General features: G+C 62.3%; 16 protein-coding genes. 9 read left to right on the top strand and 7 right to left on the bottom strand.

From position 1 onward, the window contains the following. The first annotated feature begins 198 nt into the window (after positions 1-198). Together ACN9MZ_RS14545 and ACN9MZ_RS14540 are read left to right on the top strand one after the other, a co-directional pair. Positions 199-663, top strand: a complete 465-nt coding sequence (locus ACN9MZ_RS14545; protein ID WP_426342905.1) for a hypothetical protein — start codon at positions 199-201, stop codon at positions 661-663. 210 nt (positions 664-873) lie between these two features. Continuing rightward, a complete protein-coding gene (locus ACN9MZ_RS14540; RefSeq protein WP_426342797.1) occupies positions 874-1,929 on the top strand; it encodes a ParA family protein in 1,056 nt (351 codons plus the stop codon). A 477-nt stretch (positions 1,930-2,406) separates the two neighbouring features. On the opposite strand, the gene ACN9MZ_RS14535 is transcribed toward ACN9MZ_RS14540, so the two are convergent. After that, a complete protein-coding gene (locus tag ACN9MZ_RS14535; protein ID WP_426342796.1) occupies positions 2,407-2,871 on the bottom strand; it encodes a hypothetical protein in 465 nt (154 codons plus the stop codon). A 570-nt stretch (positions 2,872-3,441) separates the two neighbouring features. Between ACN9MZ_RS14535 and ACN9MZ_RS14530 the strand changes: the two genes are divergently transcribed. The 5 genes from ACN9MZ_RS14530 to ACN9MZ_RS14510 all read left to right on the top strand — a co-directional run bounded on the left by ACN9MZ_RS14530 (position 3,442) and on the right by ACN9MZ_RS14510 (position 8,844). Beyond that, the gene (locus tag ACN9MZ_RS14530; protein ID WP_426342795.1) at positions 3,442-5,133 is read left to right on the top strand and encodes an ABC transporter permease; all 1,692 of its coding nucleotides are present in this window, start codon (positions 3,442-3,444) and stop codon (positions 5,131-5,133) included. After that, complete coding sequence (locus ACN9MZ_RS14525) at positions 5,130-6,407, top strand: nitrate/sulfonate/bicarbonate ABC transporter ATP-binding protein (protein ID WP_426342794.1); 1,278 nt, start codon at positions 5,130-5,132, stop codon at positions 6,405-6,407. The genes ACN9MZ_RS14530 and ACN9MZ_RS14525 overlap by 4 nt, the downstream gene beginning before the upstream one ends. A gap of 121 nt (positions 6,408-6,528) precedes the next feature. Next, entirely contained in the window at positions 6,529-7,062 is a 534-nt protein-coding gene (locus ACN9MZ_RS14520) for a hypothetical protein (RefSeq protein WP_426342793.1), read from the top strand. Positions 7,063-7,195: 133 nt separating this feature from the next. Continuing rightward, on the top strand, positions 7,196-7,984 hold the full coding sequence (locus ACN9MZ_RS14515; RefSeq protein WP_426342792.1) for an NF038132 family protein: 789 nt from the start codon (positions 7,196-7,198) through the stop codon (positions 7,982-7,984). Further along, on the top strand, positions 7,981-8,844 hold the full coding sequence (locus ACN9MZ_RS14510) for a DUF72 domain-containing protein (RefSeq protein ID WP_426342791.1): 864 nt from the start codon (positions 7,981-7,983) through the stop codon (positions 8,842-8,844). Before ACN9MZ_RS14515 ends, ACN9MZ_RS14510 begins: the two co-directional genes overlap by 4 nt. Here ACN9MZ_RS14510 and ACN9MZ_RS14505 read toward each other — a convergent pair. The 5 genes from ACN9MZ_RS14505 to ACN9MZ_RS14485 form a co-directional block, all read right to left on the bottom strand. After that, positions 8,833-10,053, bottom strand: a complete 1,221-nt coding sequence (locus ACN9MZ_RS14505; RefSeq protein ID WP_426342904.1) for a voltage-gated chloride channel family protein — start codon at positions 10,051-10,053, stop codon at positions 8,833-8,835. The two genes, ACN9MZ_RS14510 and ACN9MZ_RS14505, sit on opposite strands and share 12 nt — an antisense overlap. Beyond that, complete coding sequence (locus tag ACN9MZ_RS14500; protein ID WP_426342790.1) at positions 10,046-11,422, bottom strand: multicopper oxidase family protein; 1,377 nt, start codon at positions 11,420-11,422, stop codon at positions 10,046-10,048. The genes ACN9MZ_RS14505 and ACN9MZ_RS14500 overlap by 8 nt, the downstream gene beginning before the upstream one ends. Beyond that, complete coding sequence (locus tag ACN9MZ_RS14495; protein ID WP_426342789.1) at positions 11,419-12,774, bottom strand: TolC family protein; 1,356 nt, start codon at positions 12,772-12,774, stop codon at positions 11,419-11,421. The genes ACN9MZ_RS14500 and ACN9MZ_RS14495 overlap by 4 nt, the downstream gene beginning before the upstream one ends. A 72-nt stretch (positions 12,775-12,846) precedes the next feature. Next, positions 12,847-13,212 (bottom strand): hypothetical protein, encoded by a 366-nt coding sequence (locus tag ACN9MZ_RS14490; RefSeq protein ID WP_426342788.1) that lies wholly within the window; start codon positions 13,210-13,212, stop codon positions 12,847-12,849. 34 nt (positions 13,213-13,246) lie between these two features. Next, positions 13,247-15,169 carry a TonB-dependent receptor plug domain-containing protein gene (locus ACN9MZ_RS14485; protein WP_426342787.1) on the bottom strand — a complete coding sequence of 641 codons (1,923 nt, stop codon included), beginning with the start codon at positions 15,167-15,169 and terminating at the stop codon, positions 13,247-13,249. Positions 15,170-15,325: 156 nt separating this feature from the next. Here ACN9MZ_RS14485 and ACN9MZ_RS14480 point away from each other — a divergent pair, with 156 nt between their 5' ends. After that, on the top strand, positions 15,326-16,183 hold the full coding sequence (locus ACN9MZ_RS14480; protein ID WP_426342786.1) for an MBL fold metallo-hydrolase: 858 nt from the start codon (positions 15,326-15,328) through the stop codon (positions 16,181-16,183). A gap of 18 nt (positions 16,184-16,201) precedes the next feature. On the opposite strand, the gene ACN9MZ_RS14475 is transcribed toward ACN9MZ_RS14480, so the two are convergent. Beyond that, entirely contained in the window at positions 16,202-17,638 is a 1,437-nt protein-coding gene (locus ACN9MZ_RS14475) for a M20/M25/M40 family metallo-hydrolase (protein ID WP_426342785.1), read from the bottom strand. A gap of 195 nt (positions 17,639-17,833) precedes the next feature. Between ACN9MZ_RS14475 and ACN9MZ_RS14470 the strand changes: the two genes are divergently transcribed. Next, positions 17,834-18,265 (top strand): hypothetical protein, encoded by a 432-nt coding sequence (locus ACN9MZ_RS14470; protein ID WP_426342784.1) that lies wholly within the window; start codon positions 17,834-17,836, stop codon positions 18,263-18,265. Positions 18,266-18,419: the final 154 nt, after the last annotated feature.

The following is an 18,419-nucleotide window of genomic DNA, read 5'->3' as shown; positions in this document are numbered from 1 at the left end:
AGCCGTAACTGCTATTGCGGGCAATGCGGGCCTGATAAAGTTCGAGCTATTACGCTTTTCGCTTCTTCCAAAGTCGTGGTCCATTCATAGCGGTGCAAGCACCAACACCGATTTGGTGTTGATCCTAGTGGGTTCAGTCATGCACTAGCCAGGCAGCCACTGTTATGCGTTTCATTCTAAGGAGGTGTTTTTTTGAAAGTGTTCCTCGATACTGAATTTACTGACTTCCTTGATCCGCAGCTTATCAGTTTGGGTTTAGCGGCAGATTCGGGGGAGGAGTTTTATGCCGAGCTACCCTTTCCAGACTCCGCCTGCAGTGCGTTTGTCCGAGAAGCCATTCTGCCCCTATTGGGGGCGTATCCCGAGGCGGCATGTTCGTTCGATGTGTTTCGCAGAGAGGTGATCCATTGGTTGGAGAGTGTTCGGCCACCTGATGATATCGTTTTCGTTTGCGTCGACTATCAGACGGACTGGGATCTCTTCGTCGATGCGCTGGACTATAGGCTACCGGACTGGTGCCGGTTTCAGCACGTAGGGCGCAATATTAATGAGCTACTGCGGTATGAATATCATAAGTCCAACGGCCTTCCTGAACACCACGCGCTACATGATGCATGCGCGAATAGGTATGCATACCGCGAGCGTCCACCGGTATCAAGGTAACTAGGGGATGTGGGTGGAACTTAGTTGCATCCGCGAGGATAGTCTTGGCAATAAAATAATACGCAACATCTCGACCAGCAGGCCTGCATGACCTGCGCCACGACACACAACCTGCATAGCCTGCAGCATATGCACACCTGCAAATACTGCTTGACCTGCACGCCTGCAGTAGACTAGTATTGCTCATCAAATAATCACTGGAGAATTATTTTGAGCAATTTGGATTACATTCTGAAACGCCATGCTGCCGTGCTTGACGGCGGCCGCTTCCCCAAGCCGGAGCATGAGTACTCACGCTATGCCGTATCGATTTTCCGTGGTGGCATCGGCAAGACCACTCTGGCCTTTAACCTGGCGTACGAGATGTCGCGCCACGATTCGATTCTGGTTGCAGACGTTTGTCCGCAACGCAACTTGTCTGAGTTGCTGTTGGGCGAGGATCTTCAAACGGAAGGCCCAGACATTTATGACGCCCTGATGCCATATGTCGCTGCTGGTATGGACGTAGTTGAGCCCGGCGAATTGGGAATGCGAATTTCGCAAAGTTGCTCTTCTTTCCGTGGCGGAAAGAAAAGCTTTGCAATCAAAGGGTCCAATTCGCTGTTCCTGTTTGCATCTAGTTTGTATGGTGGCTTGAACCAGCTGTCAGTAATGGATCCCGCAAGGAGATCGCAAGCCATGGGTAAGATTCTGATGGGGTTGCGTACGGTACTTGAGAACGAGGCAGATGCAGTCGGCGCGTCGAAGACCCTGATCGACACTAGCCCGTTCTTTGGCGGCGCTACGCATTTGGCATGGATGGCTGCAGATGCGCTGGTCGTTCCTATTCGCGTGGACCAAAGCTCTCTCGAAGCGTTCGACCTTACGCTTCGCATGCTCGAAGACAAATCTATGGACTTCCTTCGTTACGCTGGTGAGTCGGGGTTGAAGCAGGCCGTGCCAAAGATCCATGTCATTGCTATGACCCATTGTGGCTGGAGTCGCACCCAAGCAAACACGCCTGACCAGTCGACTCAAGCCTTTGTCCAGCAGGTCATCAATAAGATTAAAACGAAGCAACACCTCTTTACCTCGTCTAACCCGCTGGACAGCATAGTGCTGTTGGATGACTTCCATTCGGCTGGCCGAATTTCAGGAAGTACGCGGACACCGCTTGCGACCTTAGATGTCGGCCGCTTCGTGACGATCGAGGGCAAGCGACTGCAGGTGAATGAGTCGCTCACCAGGTACCAAAACGAGCTGAAGTTCTTGGCTAATTTGCTTTAACAGTCATCACTGGGGGACTTTCGCCGGGCGCTGGCGCGAGTCCATTAAGCAACCTGTACAAAAGGCCTGTATAAATGAACAGTGGGAAATATTTTTTGCGCCTGTGTCGGGAAAACAACCAAAGAGCTTAACCCTTCCGCGACGACAAATTAGTGACTACTCACGGTGGGGAGCCTACTGCTGGGCCTGAACTCAAAAGTCAATCAGAATTCGTGGTGATAAACACAAAAAATTCCCATTGACCCACGGAAGGAGGTGACTAGAATTAGTGATGCGACCTCGCAGAGCACTACAGCTAGTGGTCTGAGATGGCGCTTTAGGTGGGGGCAGTACCTAAGTACCGCCCCCGTGAAGCATACCCGTTTGGATATACGTCGATCTGGAAGTCAAAGTGTATCCAGCTGGCGATCATTGTCAATGATCGCACAGCAAGACGGGTGGTAATACGCAATTGGAATGAGGCAATTTCTCTTGCAATTAACGCAACCGTTCTTTTAAGGAACCTTTAAAATGGCTGACTATCAAATCACCTGTATCAATCTCTCCCACAATGGTGGACGGCATGAACATATCACTCATGTTGGAAATCCTGCGGCATGGGGTGCGACCAAGCTGACCGTGGCGGATGTTATCGCGAACATCAATAAGGGTCACACGTTCTTCGTGCGGGACCCTTATGGGAGGCGCGCCGAAGTTGGCGTTGTAAACGCCAACCCTCCTTACATCCGGACTCGCGCTGACAATGTTTGGACGGATAATTTGTTGGCGCAAACGAGCTGTCCGCTTTACTGATGGGTAGAGCTCGCACCAGCGGGCTCTTTCTTGTCGATAGTATTTGCTTTGCTCAGCGAACTGCTCGACATTGAGCGGAGAGCGGGTCAAGGGGTTGGTGCGGCCCGCAGCGAAGCGAGGACTCGGCCCCTTGACGCGCTTGGAGCGCAATTACGCTACAGGCTGGTGCAGGGGGAGTTTTTATCCCCTGCACCCGCCGCCTCGCAAGCGAGAGCCCCCCGGGAGGGCCGTCGGAGACGCTTTAAGCGAGCTCTATCCAATTCGCAATCCGCAGCCTTGAATTAGGCATGTCAACAAAGTGTCAACAGCATAGCGTGACAATGCGGACTTAATGCCGGAGACAGTCGGTGTAACCGGTTGATTTGACGGTCAATGCGGACCTAATGCAGCCTTTGTCGAACGACTTAAAATCCGTTGCCTGCAAGGGCGTGCCGGTTCGATTCCGGCCCGGGGCACCACCAAATTACGTGATCCCCTAAGTTGACTCCGGGTATCTCATCGGCCTACACTCCGCACCGTTATCAATTTTTGGAGTCCCCTTTCATGGGCACTTGTTCGAGTCATAGTTGTCAGCCGGTTCATTCCGGCCCCGCATAACGGCACGATCACGTCCCGGGCTCCAGCCTCACGTCATCCGCCGTCGCGGATGATGGTCATCCATCCAAACTCTGATACTCAAGCGCGCAAGATAGCGGGCCCGCATCCATTGCGGAGAGCCTGATGTTCGCTTCATTCACCACGCGCCCCAATCGCTGGGACTGGGCCTTGCTGCCGCTCGTACTGGCGGTGTTGATTGCTGTCGCCTATGGCGCCATGCAGATGGCGCGCCCGTTCGTGCTTGGCCAGCCGATGCCGGTCAGCCTCGAGCCGGTCGCGCTGCCCTATTACCTGTTGCGCACCATCCTGCGCATGTTCGCCGCGCTAGGCTTTTCGCTGGTATTCGCCTTCGTATTCGCGTCGGTGGCGGCGAAGTACCGCCTGGCTGAAAAGGTGCTGGTGCCGCTGCTGGACGTGCTGCAGTCGGTGCCGGTGCTGGGCTTCCAGGCGATCGCCATTGCGCCCTTCATCGCCCTGTTCCCCGGCAGCCAGCTTGGCGTCGAGTGCGCGGCCATTTTTGCGATCTTCACTTCGCAGGCCTGGAACATGGCCTTCAGCCTGTACCAGTCGATGCGCGCCGTGCCGGCCGAACTGCATGAGGCCAGCCGCATGTTCCGCCTGTCGGCCTGGCAGCGCTTCTGGCGCCTGGAGCTGCCATTTGCCATGCCGGGCCTGTTGTGGAACATGATGATGTCCATGTCCGGCGGCTGGTTCTTCCTGGTGGCTGCGGAGGCGATTTCCGTCGCTGGCCAGGACGTCAAACTGCCTGGCATCGGCGCCTATATCGCGGTGGCGATCGAAGCGGAAAACGGGCGCGCCATCGCCTGGGCCATCGGCGCCATGTTCGTCGGGATCATCATGTACGACCAGTTGTTCTTCCGTCCCTTGCTGGTGTGGGCGGACAAGTTCCGCTTTGAAGAACTGGACGGTGAAGTGGGCCGCCGTTCCTGGCTGCTGGACTGGGTGCGCCGCAGCCGCATCGCCAGCCGCCTGACCGACAAGGCTTGGCGCCTGATGCGCTCTACCCTGGGCTGGTTCCCGGCCCGTCCGGCCGATCCCGGCGCAGAAGGAAGGGCCGCGCGCCGCTGGCGACTGCTGGCGCGCGCTGCCGATACGCTGGTGCTGGTGCTTGCGGCGTGGGCCAGCTACCGCGTGGCAGCCTTCATCCATACCGAAGTTGGCTGGCGCGAGGCGGCCGGCGTGTTCGGCCTGGGACTGGCGACGCTGGCGCGCGTGTCGGTGCTGATCGCGCTGGCCTCCCTGTTCTGGGTGCCGGTGGCCGTGTGGATCGGGCTGCGCACACGCTATGCACAGAAGATCCAGGCTGTGGCGCAGTTCCTTGCTGCGTTCCCGGTCAACCTGCTGTTTCCGGTGGTGGTGTACTCGGTGCTGCACCTGGGGCTCAATCCGGACATCTGGCTCAGTCCCCTGATGGTGTTCGGCACCCAGTGGTACATCCTGTTCAACGTCGTAGCCGGCGCCTCCACGCTGTCGACCGACTTGCGGCTGGCAGCTGCGAACCTCGGACTGAAAGGATGGCTGAAGTGGCGCCGGGTGTACCTGCCGGCCGTCTTCCCCAGCTATGTGACCGGTGCGGTCACCGCGTCCGGAGGCTCGTGGAACGCCAGCATCGTGGCCGAATACGTCACCTGGGGCAAAACCACGCTGGTGGCGCATGGCCTGGGCAGCTATGTGAAGCAGATGACCGATACCGGCGACTTCCCCCGTATCGCGCTTGGCATCGGCGTCATGTGTGTATTTGTAATGGTAATCAACCGCTTCGTTTGGAGCCGTTTGTATCGGGAGCAGGCATGAAAAAAGAAATCCTGGTCGACCTGCAAGGCGTCGGCAAATCCTTCCGCACTGGCGATGGCGCCAGCCGCACCGTGCTCGATGGTGTCGACTTCGCGCTGGCGTCGGGTGAAATCGTCGCGCTGCTTGGCAAGTCCGGCTCCGGCAAATCAACCCTGCTGCGCATTATCGCTGGCCTGGTGCAGGCCGATGCCGGCTCTGCCAAATATCGCGGCGCGCAGTTGGCGCAACCTGTTCCGGGCATCGCCATGGTGTTCCAGTCCTTCGCCCTGTTCCCCTGGCTGACCGTGCAGCAGAACGTGGAACTTGGCCTGGAGGCTCAAGGCGTGCCGGCTGCCGAACGCGCAGCACGCAGCGAAGCGATGCTGGACTTGATGGGCCTTTCCGGCTTCGAAGGCGCACTGCCACGCGAGCTGTCGGGCGGCATGCGCCAGCGCGTGGGCATCGCGCGCGCCCTGGTCACCAACCCGGACGTGCTGCTGATGGACGAGGCCTTCTCCGCCCTCGACGTGCTGACCGGCGAGACCCTGCGCAACGACATCCTCGAACTATGGGACCATGGCCGCATTCCGACGCGCGGCATCCTGGTCGTTTCGCACAATATCGAGGAAGCGGTGATGATGTCTGACCGGATCATCATGCTCTCCAGCGACCCAGGCCGCATCCGTACCGAAATTCGCATCGACCTGCCGCGGCCGCGCAATCCGGACAGCCCGGCCGTGCGCCAGCTGATCGACGAAGTGTATGGCCTGATGACCATGCGCGCACCAGCCGCCAGCCCGGCGCGCGGGGCTCGCCCCGACTACCGCCTGCCCGATGCCGATATCGAGCGCATCGAAGCGGTGCTGTCGCTGCTGGCATCCGAACCCTTCGAAGGCCGCGCCGATTTGCCGCGCCTGTCCGATGAAAGCGAACTGCCGGACGAGGCGCTATTCCCGGCCTGCGAAGCGCTGTCCCAGCTTGGCCTGGCTTCCGTGGAAGGCGGAGACATCACCATGACAGCGCTTGGCCGCCGTTATGAAGCAGCCGACCATGCAGCCCGGCAGGCCATCTTTGGCCGCCAGTTGCTGGCGCACGTCACGCTGCCGCAGCACATTTACAGTATGCTGCGCGCCTCGGCGGACGGTGCGCTGCCGGAAGAACAAGTGTTGTCGCCACTACTGGAATCCCATGAGCCTGAAGAGGCGCGCCGCATCATGCGTACCGCCATCGAATGGGGCCGTTATGGAGAAATTTATGAGTTTGATTTCCACACGCGCCGCTTGCGCCTTGCCTGACAAACGTTGCCTGCTGCTGGCCGCCTGGACCTGGATGCCAGCGTTGCAAAAACGCCCGGAGCGCCGCATCAGCTGGCACCGGGAGTGACCTGGGCTCTACCGAGGTTGCTATACTGACGGCATGAAAACCCTGCTTCCTGTTGCAGCACTGGCTGCGCTCATCACTGGCTGCGCCGGCATTGGCGCGCAGAGATTTTATGCCAATCCGGCTGCTGCGAGCCCGTTCGAAATGTGCAAGACGCTCACGACCGGCTCTCCCGACATGAACTTTGCCAATGCCTTGCGCATGGAGCTGGGCCGGCGCGGCGTGGCCGAAGCAGCCTGCCAGGAAGTCATCAAGGAACGCGAGACCTGGGTGACGGTTGGCGTAGCAGCCGGCGCGGTCGCGCTGGCGGTCGCTGCCAGCAAGCATAGCGATGTCAGCATCGGCGTGGGCGGCACCATCGGCTTGTACAACGACGACTGGTATTCCGAGCCGACGTACGCCCCGAATACCGACCGCGAGTGGGCTTGGGACCGCTACACCGGCGAAAACGGCAGCGAGATCTGGGCCTGCCGTGGTGTCCAGACAGGCGCCCTCACCGATCCGTCGCGCTGCCAGGGCCGGCCGTTGACCGATACCGTCTGGCCGGGCCCGGCCGCACCATTCAGATAGAACCTCAGCCCATCATTATTACCGTTCCCTCGCGAAACTAGCTATGACGCTCGCCCGCACGATAGCGGCAAGCTTTCGGCAGATGCGCCTTGTGCGGGGAAAATGATGGCGTTCTCTTCGACGGGGTTGCAAAATGAAGATAAGAAACTTTCTGATGGCTGCCGCCTGCGTGGCATCATCGGCACTGGCTGCGCCTGCTTTGGCAGGCACGTTTGACAATGGCATGCCTGCTCCATGGCGCTGCACCGGGAAGTGCGGCACCCTTGGCGCAAACGGCGTAGTGGGCCTGGCACCAGGCGGTGGCAGCGCCTACGGCTGGATTTCCACCTATAACTCCACAAGTGCGGTCGCCCTGCCCGGCGCTGGCGGCGTGGCGGGCGCAAACAACGGTTCGATCCTGCGCTCCGTCTCGTTCATGGCCGACGCAAATGCCGCGCTCGACTTTCGCTTCAATTACGTGACGACCGATGGTGCCGGCTACGCCGACTACGCGTGGGCGCGCCTGCTTGATGCCGATGACCGGCAGGTGGCGCTGCTGTTCACTGCCCGCACCAGCGAAGACGGCAATGCCATCCCTGGCTTCGACATGCCGCCGTCCGAGGCGACGCTGACGCCTTTCCCGGTCGCCGTAGCGCCGGGCCAGACGATGTGGGCGCCACTGGGTCCCGATTCCGACGAATGCTACGACGCAGGCTGCGGCGCCACCGGCTGGGTGCGCGGCCAGTACGCCATCGCCAACGCAGGCAAGTACCGGCTTGAATTCGGCGTGACCAACTGGGATGACCGCGACTTCGACTCCGGACTGGCCTTCGATGCCATCACGGTTAGCGGTGCGCCCTTGCCCATCCCAGAGCCCGGGCCATACGCCATGCTGCTGGCCGGCCTGGCCATGCTCGGCACGTTGAAGCGCCGGGCGCGGTGATCCGGATTGGCATTTCCGGCTGGCGCTATACCCCCTGGCGCGGCGTGTTCTACCCGCCCGACCTGACCCAGGCGCGTGAGCTGGAATTTGCCTCGCGCGCCGTTCGCACCATCGAGATCAACGGTTCCTTCTACTCACTGCAACGGCCTGAAAGCTACCAGGCCTGGTACGAAGCTACTCCCGACGGATTCGTGTTCGCCCACAAGGGCAACCGCTACATCACCCACATCCGCCGCCTGCGCGAACCGGAAAAACCCCTGGCGAATGTCTTTGCCAGCGGCGTCCTGCTGCTGCGGGAAAAGCTTGGCCCTTTCCTGTGGCAGTTCCCGCCCAATTTCAAGTTCAATGAAGACTTGTTCGAGCACTTTTTGAGCCTGCTGCCGAAGGACACCGGACAAGCATCCGCCCTCGCCCGCCGCCACGAGCCGCGCATGAACGGCCGCGCCGCCACCGAAACCGACGCCAAACGGAAGCTGCTGCACGCCGTGGAAATCCGCAACGAATCCTTCGCCGATCCGGCCTTCGTGCGGCTGCTGCGCAAGTACAAGGTGGCACTGGTGGTGGCCGACACCGCCGGCAAGTGGCCCGACTACGACGATGTGACAGGCAGCTTCATGTACCTTCGGCTGCACGGCGAAAAGGAACTTTACGCCAGCGGCTACACACCGGAGTCCCTGGACCGCTGGGCCGCCCGCATCCGTGCCTGGGCAAGCGGAGGGCAGCCGGAGGATGCAAAACTCATCGCCGCCAGTGGCCCGCCCAAGCGCGCCTCCCGCGACATCTACTGCTACTTCGACAACGACGTGAAAGTGCACGCGCCGTTCGACGCGCAAGACCTGGCGCAGCGCTTACTCGGTTGAGGGCCGGCGCTGGGCGCGATAGATGCCGGAATGGCCGGAGAACATGAAGGCAACCGCGCACGCCAGAGCGGCGTGCGGCCCGATTTCAGGCCCGAACAATTCCATCGCCATCACCGTGCAGGCCAGCGGTGTGTTGGCGGCACCGGCAAACACTGCGACAAAGCCGATTGCCGCCAGCAGCGGGAACGGCAGGTGCAGGATCGGCGCGAGGGCATTGCCAAGCGTGGCGCCGATGTAAAACAGTGGCGTCACTTCGCCGCCTTTGAAGCCGGAACCCAGCGAGCCGACGGTGAACACGAACTTGCCCAGCCAGTCCCACCAGTCGAGCGGAACGCGGAATGCTTCCACCATCGGCCCGATGCCGAGGCCGAGATAACGGTGGAAGTCAATGCCGAACGCACCGCCAGCGCCCACGGCCAGCGCGATCACCGCGCCACCGGCCAGGGGCCGCAGCGGCGCGTACGCAAAGCGCTCCTTGAACCATGCCGACAAGCCATGCGTGGCAGCGGCAAAAGCCCGTCCCACCAGCCCAAACACGACGCCCGCGGCAACGATCCCGGCCAGCGCCAGCAACAGCGGCCCGTCCGGTGCTCCCAGCGTGCCCGCAGGGTAATGCGTATGCCCGACGCCCCACCAGCGCGTGACCTGGTCGGCCAGCAGCGCTGCCAGCATGCAAGGATAGATCGCAGTAAAACGCATGCGCCCGATCACCAGCACCTCCAGGCCAAAGATGGCGCCGGCCAGCGGCGTGCCGAACACCGAAGCGAAACCGGCGCTGATCCCGGCCATCAGCACGGTGCTGCGATCTTCGCGCGGCAGGCGGAATACGTGGGTAAGCTGGTCGGCCAGCGCGCCGCCCATCTGCACCGCCGTGCCTTCGCGCCCGACGGAGGCGCCGAACAGGTGCGACACCACCGTGCTGCACAGGATCAGCGGCGCGAGCCGCAGCGGCACCACATTCTTCGGATCGTGGATCTCGTCGATCAGCAGGTTATTGCCCGCCTCGACGCGGCTGCCGACGTGCAGGTAGATCCAGCCGACGGCAAAGCCGGCCAGTGGCAGCAGCCACACTACCCAGCGATAGGCATCGCGCCAGGCCGTGGCCACGTCCAGCGCCAGCAGGAAAAATGCGGAAGCACTGCCCGCCAGCAGCGCGACGATGCCGGAAAGCAGACTCCATTTTCCCAGGTAGCGCAGTTGCTTAATGATGGTCGTGTCCCTTCTTGTCGCGGGTCACTTCCATCGGCTTGACGCCCGCAGGCGGCGCTGCGTTTGGCGCGGCGTGGGCCGGCGGCAGTTCGCCAGTCCACTCGTAGGCCGTGGTGCCTTTCGGCGCCTTGTACCAGCCCGGATCGCTGAAATCGCCCTTCTTCTGGTCCGCACGCACCTTCATCAGCGTGAACATGCCGCCCATTTCGATATCGCCATACGGGCCGGTGCCGGTCATCATCGGCAGCGTGTTTTCGGGGATTTCCATCTCCATGCCGCCCATCGAACCGCCCTTGTCGCCCATCACCATATAGCCCGGCACCAGCTTGTTGATCTTCTCGGCCACGCCTTTGTGGTCGACACCGATCAGGGTCGGCACGTTGTGGCCCATGGCGTTCATGGTGTGGTGCGATTTGTGGCAGTGGAAGGCCCAGTCGCCCGGATTGTCGGCGATGAATTCAATGGCGCGCATCTGGCCCACCGCGACATCGGTGGTCACTTCCGGCCAGCGCGCGGTTGGCGGCACCCAGCCGCCGTCGGTACCGGTGACTTCAAAGCGGTGGCCGTGGATGTGGATCGGGTGGTTGGTCATGGTCAGGTTGCCGGCGCGAATGCGCACGCGGTCGCCCTGGCGCACGACCAGCGGGTCGATCGCGGGGAAGACGCGGCTATTGAATGTCCAGATATTAAAGTCCGTCATCGTGTTGACCTTGGGGACCATGCTCCCCGGTTCGATATCGTAAGCGCTGAGCAGGAACACGAAATCGCGGTCCACCGCATGCTGGCGCGGGTCTTTCGGGTGGGTCACCCAGAAGCCCATCATGCCCATCGCCATCTGCACCATCTCGTCAGCATGGGGATGGTACATGAAAGTACCGGCGTGTTTGGCGACAAATTCATAGACGAAGGTCTTGCCAGGCTGGATAGCGGGCTGGCTCACGCCGGACACGCCATCCATCCCGCTTGGCAGCAACTGGCCGTGCCAGTGCACGCTGGTGTGCTCGGGCAGCTTGTTGGTGACGAAAATGCGCACGCGGTCGCCCTCCACCACTTCGATGGTCGGGCCCGGACTCTGGCCGTTGTAGCCCCACATCCTGGCATACATGCCGGGAGCGATTTCACGCACTACCGGTTCGGCGACCAGGTGGAACTCCTTGACGCCATCCTTCATGCGCCATGGCAGGCTCCAGCCGTTCAGGGTGACGACAGGGTTGTAGGGGCGGCCGTTGGGCGGCATCAGCGGCGGCGCGGTCGACGCACTTGATTGCACAGGGGCTTCCGGCAGGCCGGCGGCGCCGGCGCGGCTCACCAGGCTTGCTCCGATCAGGGCGGCAGCGCCATTTGCGAGAAAAGTTCTACGATTGCTCATTGCTGTACTCCTTTACCGCCAATCGCGGCATCCAGATTGGCGTCCGCGATCCAGTACTCCTTGAGCGCGGTGATGTAGTTATTGACGGCGGTAGTCTGTTCGCGGGCATCGGCCAGCAGCTCGAACACCGACAGCAGCATGCCGTTGTAGCGCAGCAGCGTCTCTTCGGAGATCTTCTGGCGCAGCGGGATCACCACATCACGGTAATGCTTGGCCAGCTCATAGGACGCCTGGTAGTCCTGGTGGCTTTCGCGCGCTTCGCTGCCGGCATTGACGGCCGCCGCGGCGAGCAGGTTCACCGATTGCATATAGGTCGCTTCGGCATGCGCCACGCGGGCGCCACCCCAGTCGAACAGCGGCACCTCCAGCGAAATCTCGTAGCCGCGCGAACGGCGTTCGCCGTCCCGCTCACTGATGCCGCTCAGTTCCAGCACGTTGATGAAACGCGTGGTTTTGGTCAGTCCCAGGGAATCGGCAGTGTGCTGCGACGACAGGCGGGCTGCCTGCACATCGAGGCGATCGCGCATGGCGGCCGCTTCGGCATCGTCCACCTTGCGCGGACTGGCCGGCAACTCCGGCAGCCGATCCGGCAGGCGGTAGCTGGTGGCTTCCACGCCGGACAGGCCCAGGATGCGGGTGAGCTTCTCGCGGCTGGCGTTAGCGGCCTTGCGGGCGCGCGCCACGTCGGCCATGGCGTCGGCGTGGAAGGCCTCCTCGCGCGCCGCGTCGTACTTGCTCCAGTTGCCGGCCGCCTGCATGCGCCGCGCCAGTTCGCCGCTGGCTTCGGCCGCGTCGCTGATCTGCTGGGCATACTCGACGCCTTGCTGCGCCGCCACCGCCTCGATCCAGGCCAGGCGGGCCTGATGGACCATCGAGACCGCCTCGCCGGCCAGTGCCAGCTTGACCTGCTCGAAACGCTGGGCTTCGATGCGGCTGGCCAGCGGCAGCGTCAGCAGCTGGATGAAGTTCATGCTCAAGGTGCGCTCGATAGCGACTTCGCCGCCGCCATGCGTGCGCTTGAAACTGAAGCCAGGATTGGCCATGCGGCCCGCCTGCACCAGTTCCGCTTCGGCGATGCCGAGGTCCCAGTAACGGGCCTGCAGGCCGCGGTTATTCAATAGTGCGATCTGGACAGCCGCGTCGGCGCTCAGCGGCTCGGCCAGCAATTTCCTGAGCTGTTCGTCCAGCGCGCGCCGGTCATCGTCGTTGCGCAACAGGCGCGTCTCGGCGCCGCTACGGCTCTTGGTGGCTTGTGCCACTGCGCCGAAACCGCCATCGTTCGAGAACGTGGCGCAACCGGAGAGCAGCGCAGCTGCGGCGGCCATTGCCGCCAGCTTGAATGCTTGGTTCATATTTGTCGTTCCAATGCTTGGTCGTCCTGCGCGGGGACGCAGGAAGGAGCCAGCCGCCACGGCTGGCATGGATCAGGCAAGGATCGCCCGCGGCGGGCGCTTGGGAAGGGCAAGGTCGACCGGCAGTGGCGGCACGGGTTCGGGCAGGCGCAGGGGCTCGGCAAGCTGCGGCTGCGATGCAGCTTGCGGCATCGCGTAGGCCGGCGCGGCGCCGACGCAGCAAGCGCCCATGGCGTTGCCGTGCTGGCCGCCGGCACAATGGGCGGCTTTTTCGCCGTCGTGCTGGGCGGCTGCCAGCATGGCGGCATGATCGTGTGGTCCGTCCGGCATTGGCTGTGCCGCCGGCTTTGCTGTACCGCACAGCAGCATGCTGGCCGAGGCAAAACCCTGGAAAGGCAAAGCCCCCAGCATTAGCCAAAGCACAATGACACGGATCATGGATTTCATGGGCAGCGATATTAACATGCCCGCCTTAGAAGCGTCTGACGACCCTGACATAGGCGCCGCGTCCCAGCGACAGCCGGTTGTTGCCGCTGAACTCTTCGTGATCGCGGTCGAGCGCATTGCTGGCGCCCAGCGCCAACTCAAGCCCTGGCTTGACCTGCCAGTTGAAGTTCACGTCCAGCGCGGCATAGCCGGCCACCGTGGTAAATCGCAAGGGGCCGACATAGCGCAAGGTCAGGTCGAGGTCGCGCCCTTCGCCGAGGGTGTAAGAGGAGCGCAGCTTCATCACGCGGCGCGGGTCCCAGTTCCCCGTGACCGAACGGTTGCCGAAATCGGCTTCCCCCGGCTTGAGCGAAAACTCTTCGTGCATCAGGGTCAGGCCCGCGTTGAGCCGCCAGTCGGGCGTCACCTGGACACTGCCCCAGGCTTCCAGCCCGCGCGTTTCGCCTTCCATGCCATTGCCGATTTCAAAAACCTGCACGGCAACCGGCTTGATCGTTCGCAGCTTGTCATACTGTGCGCGATAAACGGTGAGCGAATAGCTGGCGCGGTTGCCGAACTGCTGGCGCAGGCCGGTTTCCAGCACTCGGGCCGTCTCGGACTGGAAATTCGGCCCCCCGCTCAGGGTTCCGCGCGGGCTGGCGAAGAAGATCTCGCGGTCAACGCGTGACGGCGCCCGCACCGTGCGCGACAAGGCGGCCCACCAGGAAGTCGAGGCAGTCGCTTTCCACGCCAGGCGCAAATTGGGGAGGAATTCCGTCCCTGTGTACTGATTGCGCTCGATGCGCAGTCCCCCCGTCAGGTTCAGTTGCTCGCTGAGGGCGACGGTGTCCTGCCCGTACAAGCTCACCCAGTGCATGGCGGCGCGCTCGGGATGGAAGGCGGTACCACTGGTGACCGCCACCTTGTCGCGCGCGAAGCGGTATTCGGCGCCGGCAGCCAGCGTATGCCGGCCAAGCGGGGCAAGATTGTAGAGTGCCTGCAGGTCGGCCACATCCAGGTTCTCTTTATAAACGCCGACCTGGTCGCGCTCCGTGCGATCGTAATAGGCCAGCAGGGACAGGGTGGCGCCGCCGTACAACTGACGGCTCCAATGCCCCATCAGATTGGTGCCGCGCATGGATGCAGCGGGCAGCATGGTCACGGGAGGCGTCGGTATTTGTCCAGCCCCTATGCGGTACACATCGCCCTGCACTGTCAGCGCGTCGCTGCCGCGTAGCCAGTCGGCCCGAAAACCCGCCTGCGCGTTGTGCCATGCATCGCCCAGCGGCTTGCCGGCCAGCGTTTCGCCGTGCGGCATGGCGTAATCCATGCCATAGGCGCGCCAGGCGCCATCGTCCATCGCCGCGCCGTAACGGAAAGCTGCGCCGGACTGCGCCTGCCCCCAACGCAGGTCGGCCATCGCGCCAAGGGTGGACGACGCGTGCTTGGTAATCACGTTGATCACGCCATTGACCGCATTGGTTCCCCAAAGCGTGCCGCCTGGCCCACTGACTACTTCGATGCGTTCGATGGCATCCACCGGCACTTGCTGCACGTCCCAGGACACCCCGGAAAGCAGCGGCGTGTACACCGAGCGGCCATCGATCATCACCAGTTGCTTGTTGGCGCTGTTGCCGGCGAAACCGCGCGCGGTAATGGCGTAATTGCCGGCTGGCGTCTGCGCCACGTGCAGGTTGGGCGCCATGCGCAGCGCTTCGGCCAGGCTGCGCGCACCGCTGCGGCGGATATCGTCGGCGGTAATCACGAAGACGGAAGCCGGGGCGTCGCCTAGCCGCTCTTCGCGCTTTGATACGGACACCACGCGCACGTCGCTCAACTCCTCGAGCGAGAGGTTGGCAAAGTTTTCCGGCGCAGCAGCGCCGCCGGTGGCAGCCACTGCCGTTAGCGACTGGCTGCAGATGCAGCCAGTGACCAGTCCCCACTTCAGTGAATAGCCTGTCTTGGTCATCGCTGCCTCTCTTCCTGGAAGCACTGTGAAAAAATCTTATCACGGAGATAGTTTTTCCCGCCACACCGATGACTTGCATCACAAAACGAATAAGCCTCGCCCGCCATATCAGGATTCTTTATAATAGTTGGGCTTGAATCATCCTACTATCTTGATATGAAGCCTGAGATCCAGGGGTTCTTCGACCCCGTAACTTCCACTGTCAGCTACGTGATTTACGAGGCTGACGGCAGCGCATGCGCCATCGTCGATTCGGTACTTGATTACGACCCGAAGGCCGGGCGCACCGCGACCACCGCCGCCGACAAGATCGTCGCTTTTGTGCGCCAGCATCGGCTGACGGTGAGCTGGCTGCTGGAGACTCATGCCCACGCCGACCATCTGTCCGCCGCGCCTTACCTGCAGGAGAAGCTGGGCGGACGCATCGGAATCGGCGCCGGCATTTGCAAGGTTCAGCACTCCTTCTCGGCGATCTTCAACCGCAAGGGCGAGAAGGAAGATGGCTCGCAGTTCGGTCACCTGTTTCAGGCCGACGAAGAATTCATGATCGGCAGCCTGAAAGCGCGCGCCCTGCATGTACCGGGCCACACGCCGGCCGACATGGCCTACCAGGTCGGCGATGCAGTATTTGTCGGCGATACGATGTTCATGCCCGACGTGGGCAGCGCGCGTTGCGACTTCCCTGGCGGCTGCGCAGGCGACTTGTACAAGTCGGTGCACCGCCTGCTGTCGCTGCCGCCGGAAACCCGCCTGTTCATGTGCCACGACTACCCCCCTGCCGGCCGCGAGCCGCGCTGGGAAGTCACGGTGGCGGAGCAGCGCGCCGCCAACATCCACATCCGCGATGGCGTCAGCGAAGAAGAGTTCGTTGCCATGCGCACCAAGCGCGACGCCACGCTGCAGATGCCGGTGCTGATCCTGCCGGCCATCCAGGTCAACCTGAGCGCAGGCCATCTCCCCGAGGCCGAAGACAACGGCGTGCGCTACCTCAAGATCCCCCTCAACGCCCTGTAAGCAGGGCGCGGGCGCGGCTTATTTGAGCTGCTCGGAGGCGCGGCCGATCGGGTCGTCGGTGTTGGCCAGGTACCAGGCCAGTGTCGACATGACCGCCACGTGCTTCTTCATGTTCACCGGGTCGACCTTGTCGAAGGTGTCGGCCGGAGTGTGGTGGTAGTTGAAGTAGGCGCTGGTGTCGACATAGGGCATGAAGGCCGGTACGCCGCCTGCTTCCAGCTGGTGCACGTCTGAGCCCGAGGCCGAATCGCGCCGGTTGAACACGCCGGCGCCAATCGGCAGCAATGCGTTGCTCACCGGTGCGAAGTACTTCTCCGCTTCGCTGCGCACGCTGCCCATGATGCCGAAGGTACGGCCTACGCCGCCGTCAGTCTCGATGGCTGCGAACTGCTTTTCCAGCTTGCCCTTGTTCGCTTCGTAATAGGTGTTCCCGCCCTTCAGGCCGTTCTCTTCGTTCGCCCACGCCACCATGCGGATGGTGCGGCGAGGCTGCAGGCCCAGGCGCTTGATGGTTTCAAGCACACCCATCGAAGTGGTCACGCCCGTGCCGTCGTCGTGCGCGCCGGTGGCCAGGTCCCAGGAATCCAGGTGGCCGGAAACGATCACGACTTCATCCGCCTTGTCGCTGCCCGGCAGATCGGCGATCACGTTGAAGGTATCGGCGTCCGGCAGGATCTGCGGGGTCAGGGTCAGCTTCATCTTGACCGGGCCGCGCTTCATCAAGCGGCTGATCAGCATCGCATCTTCCGCCGTCACCGCTGCGGCCGGGATGCGCTGCTCGTCTTTCAGGATGGTGGCGCCGGTGTGCGGCAAGCGGTAATCGGCGCCGCCAACGGAACGCACCAGTGCGGCCACGGCGCCCAGCTCCGCAGCCATGCGCGGGCCGTTGGTGCGGTAGCGCGAACCCTGGCCGTAGGCGTTGCCGGCCAGGCCGCGGTCCGCCATGCCCTGGTCGAAGGCCACGTCGAACAGCACGATCGCGCCCTTCACCTCCGCCGCACGCGCTTTCAGTTCATCGAAATCGTGCACGACGACGATCGGCGCGGTCAGGCCGGCAGCCGGGGTGGCGCCGGAGCCGCCGAGGGCGGTCAGCACCACGCGCTGGGCGATATTGGCTGGCCGGCCTTTGTAATCCACCAGCTCAGCCTTCTCTTCGCCACGCACCCAGTGCGGCACCTTGACCGGCTGCAGGAAGACTTTGGCGCCCATCGCACGCATGGCGGCAGCCACCTGCTCCACCGCGGCCGCACCGCCGACGGAACCGGACAGGCGCGGGCCAACCAGGTCGGTCAAGTCTTCCAGGCGCTGGTAGGCGTAGTCGCTCTGCATCGCGGCATCGCGGATCTTGCCCAGCGTCGCGGCATCGTTCTGGCTGGCGGCACTGGCGATGCCGGAAAAGCCTGCGCCCAGCAGGCAGACAAACAGGGCGGAAAGTGCGGGCTTGCGGAAGTTCATGCGTTTCCTGTGAGAAGGTTAAGTTTCGCTCGGAACTTGACACAATAGCGTATTTAATAATTTCCTGCAGGGAGGGCAACTTAACGATACAAATTATTTCCCTCGGTGGAGTTTGTAAGAATGTGTATATGCACTGGCGCAATTTTTTGCGGCTGGCTAATCTACACTCCAACAGAGATTGAAAGGGAACTTACCATGTTCAACAAACGTTTTGCCGGGCTGGTTCTGATGGGCGCAGCCCTGACCGCTTCCTCCGCCGCTTTTGCCGCGGGCGACCGTGACTTCAACACCGCAGCAGGTGCCGTGATCGGCGCCGCGATCGGCAGCCAGAACGGCAGCGGCGGTGCTGTGGTGGGCGGCCTGGTAGGCGCCGCAGTTGGTAATTCCCTGCCGACCGGCCGTCACAGCCGCGGCTACGTCGAAACCCGCGTGTACTCGCAGCCGGCCCCGGTGTATTACGAGCCTGCCCCGGTCTACTACAACCCGCCGCCTCGCGTGTACTACGAGCCAGCGCCCCGCGTGTATTACGAACCGGCACCAGTCTACGTAGAGCCGCGCCCGGTGTACTACTACGGTGAGCGCTACTACCGCGGCCACGGGCACGGCCACCACCACGGCCGTTGGTAATCAAGTAACAGCCTTCAAAAATGGGGACGTACCCCATTTTCTGCTTGCGCGGAAAATGGGGTACGCCCCCATTTTTTTCTTGCCACTTGGGGCGGCAAGATGTTGCGCTTTTGCTTCATCGGGAATACAGGGGTAAAAACACCCTTTATCGGAG

Origin of the sequence: Pseudoduganella sp. S-14 (genome assembly GCF_049913285.1) — a bacterium.
Lineage (GTDB): Bacteria > Pseudomonadota > Gammaproteobacteria > Burkholderiales > Burkholderiaceae_D > Rugamonas.
This window is presented reverse-complemented; position numbering and strand designations above follow the sequence as displayed.

Bases quoted from the DNA above. Each gene is read 5' to 3' on its own strand.
- ACN9MZ_RS14530 (WP_426342795.1), top strand. From the start codon at position 3,442: ATGTTCGCTTCATTCACCACGCGCCCCAATCGCTGGGACTGGGCCTTG.
- ACN9MZ_RS14525 (WP_426342794.1), top strand. From the start codon at position 5,130: ATGAAAAAAGAAATCCTGGTCGACCTGCAAGGCGTCGGCAAATCCTTC.
- ACN9MZ_RS14520 (WP_426342793.1), top strand. From the start codon at position 6,529: ATGAAAACCCTGCTTCCTGTTGCAGCACTGGCTGCGCTCATCACTGGC.
- ACN9MZ_RS14515 (WP_426342792.1), top strand. From the start codon at position 7,196: ATGAAGATAAGAAACTTTCTGATGGCTGCCGCCTGCGTGGCATCATCG.
- ACN9MZ_RS14500 (WP_426342790.1), bottom strand. From the start codon at position 11,422: ATGAGCAATCGTAGAACTTTTCTCGCAAATGGCGCTGCCGCCCTGATC.
- ACN9MZ_RS14495 (WP_426342789.1), bottom strand. From the start codon at position 12,774: ATGAACCAAGCATTCAAGCTGGCGGCAATGGCCGCCGCAGCTGCGCTG.
- ACN9MZ_RS14490 (WP_426342788.1), bottom strand. From the start codon at position 13,212: ATGATCCGTGTCATTGTGCTTTGGCTAATGCTGGGGGCTTTGCCTTTC.
- ACN9MZ_RS14485 (WP_426342787.1), bottom strand. From the start codon at position 15,169: ATGACCAAGACAGGCTATTCACTGAAGTGGGGACTGGTCACTGGCTGC.
- ACN9MZ_RS14480 (WP_426342786.1), top strand. From the start codon at position 15,326: ATGAAGCCTGAGATCCAGGGGTTCTTCGACCCCGTAACTTCCACTGTC.
- ACN9MZ_RS14475 (WP_426342785.1), bottom strand. From the start codon at position 17,638: ATGAACTTCCGCAAGCCCGCACTTTCCGCCCTGTTTGTCTGCCTGCTG.
- ACN9MZ_RS14470 (WP_426342784.1), top strand. From the start codon at position 17,834: ATGTTCAACAAACGTTTTGCCGGGCTGGTTCTGATGGGCGCAGCCCTG.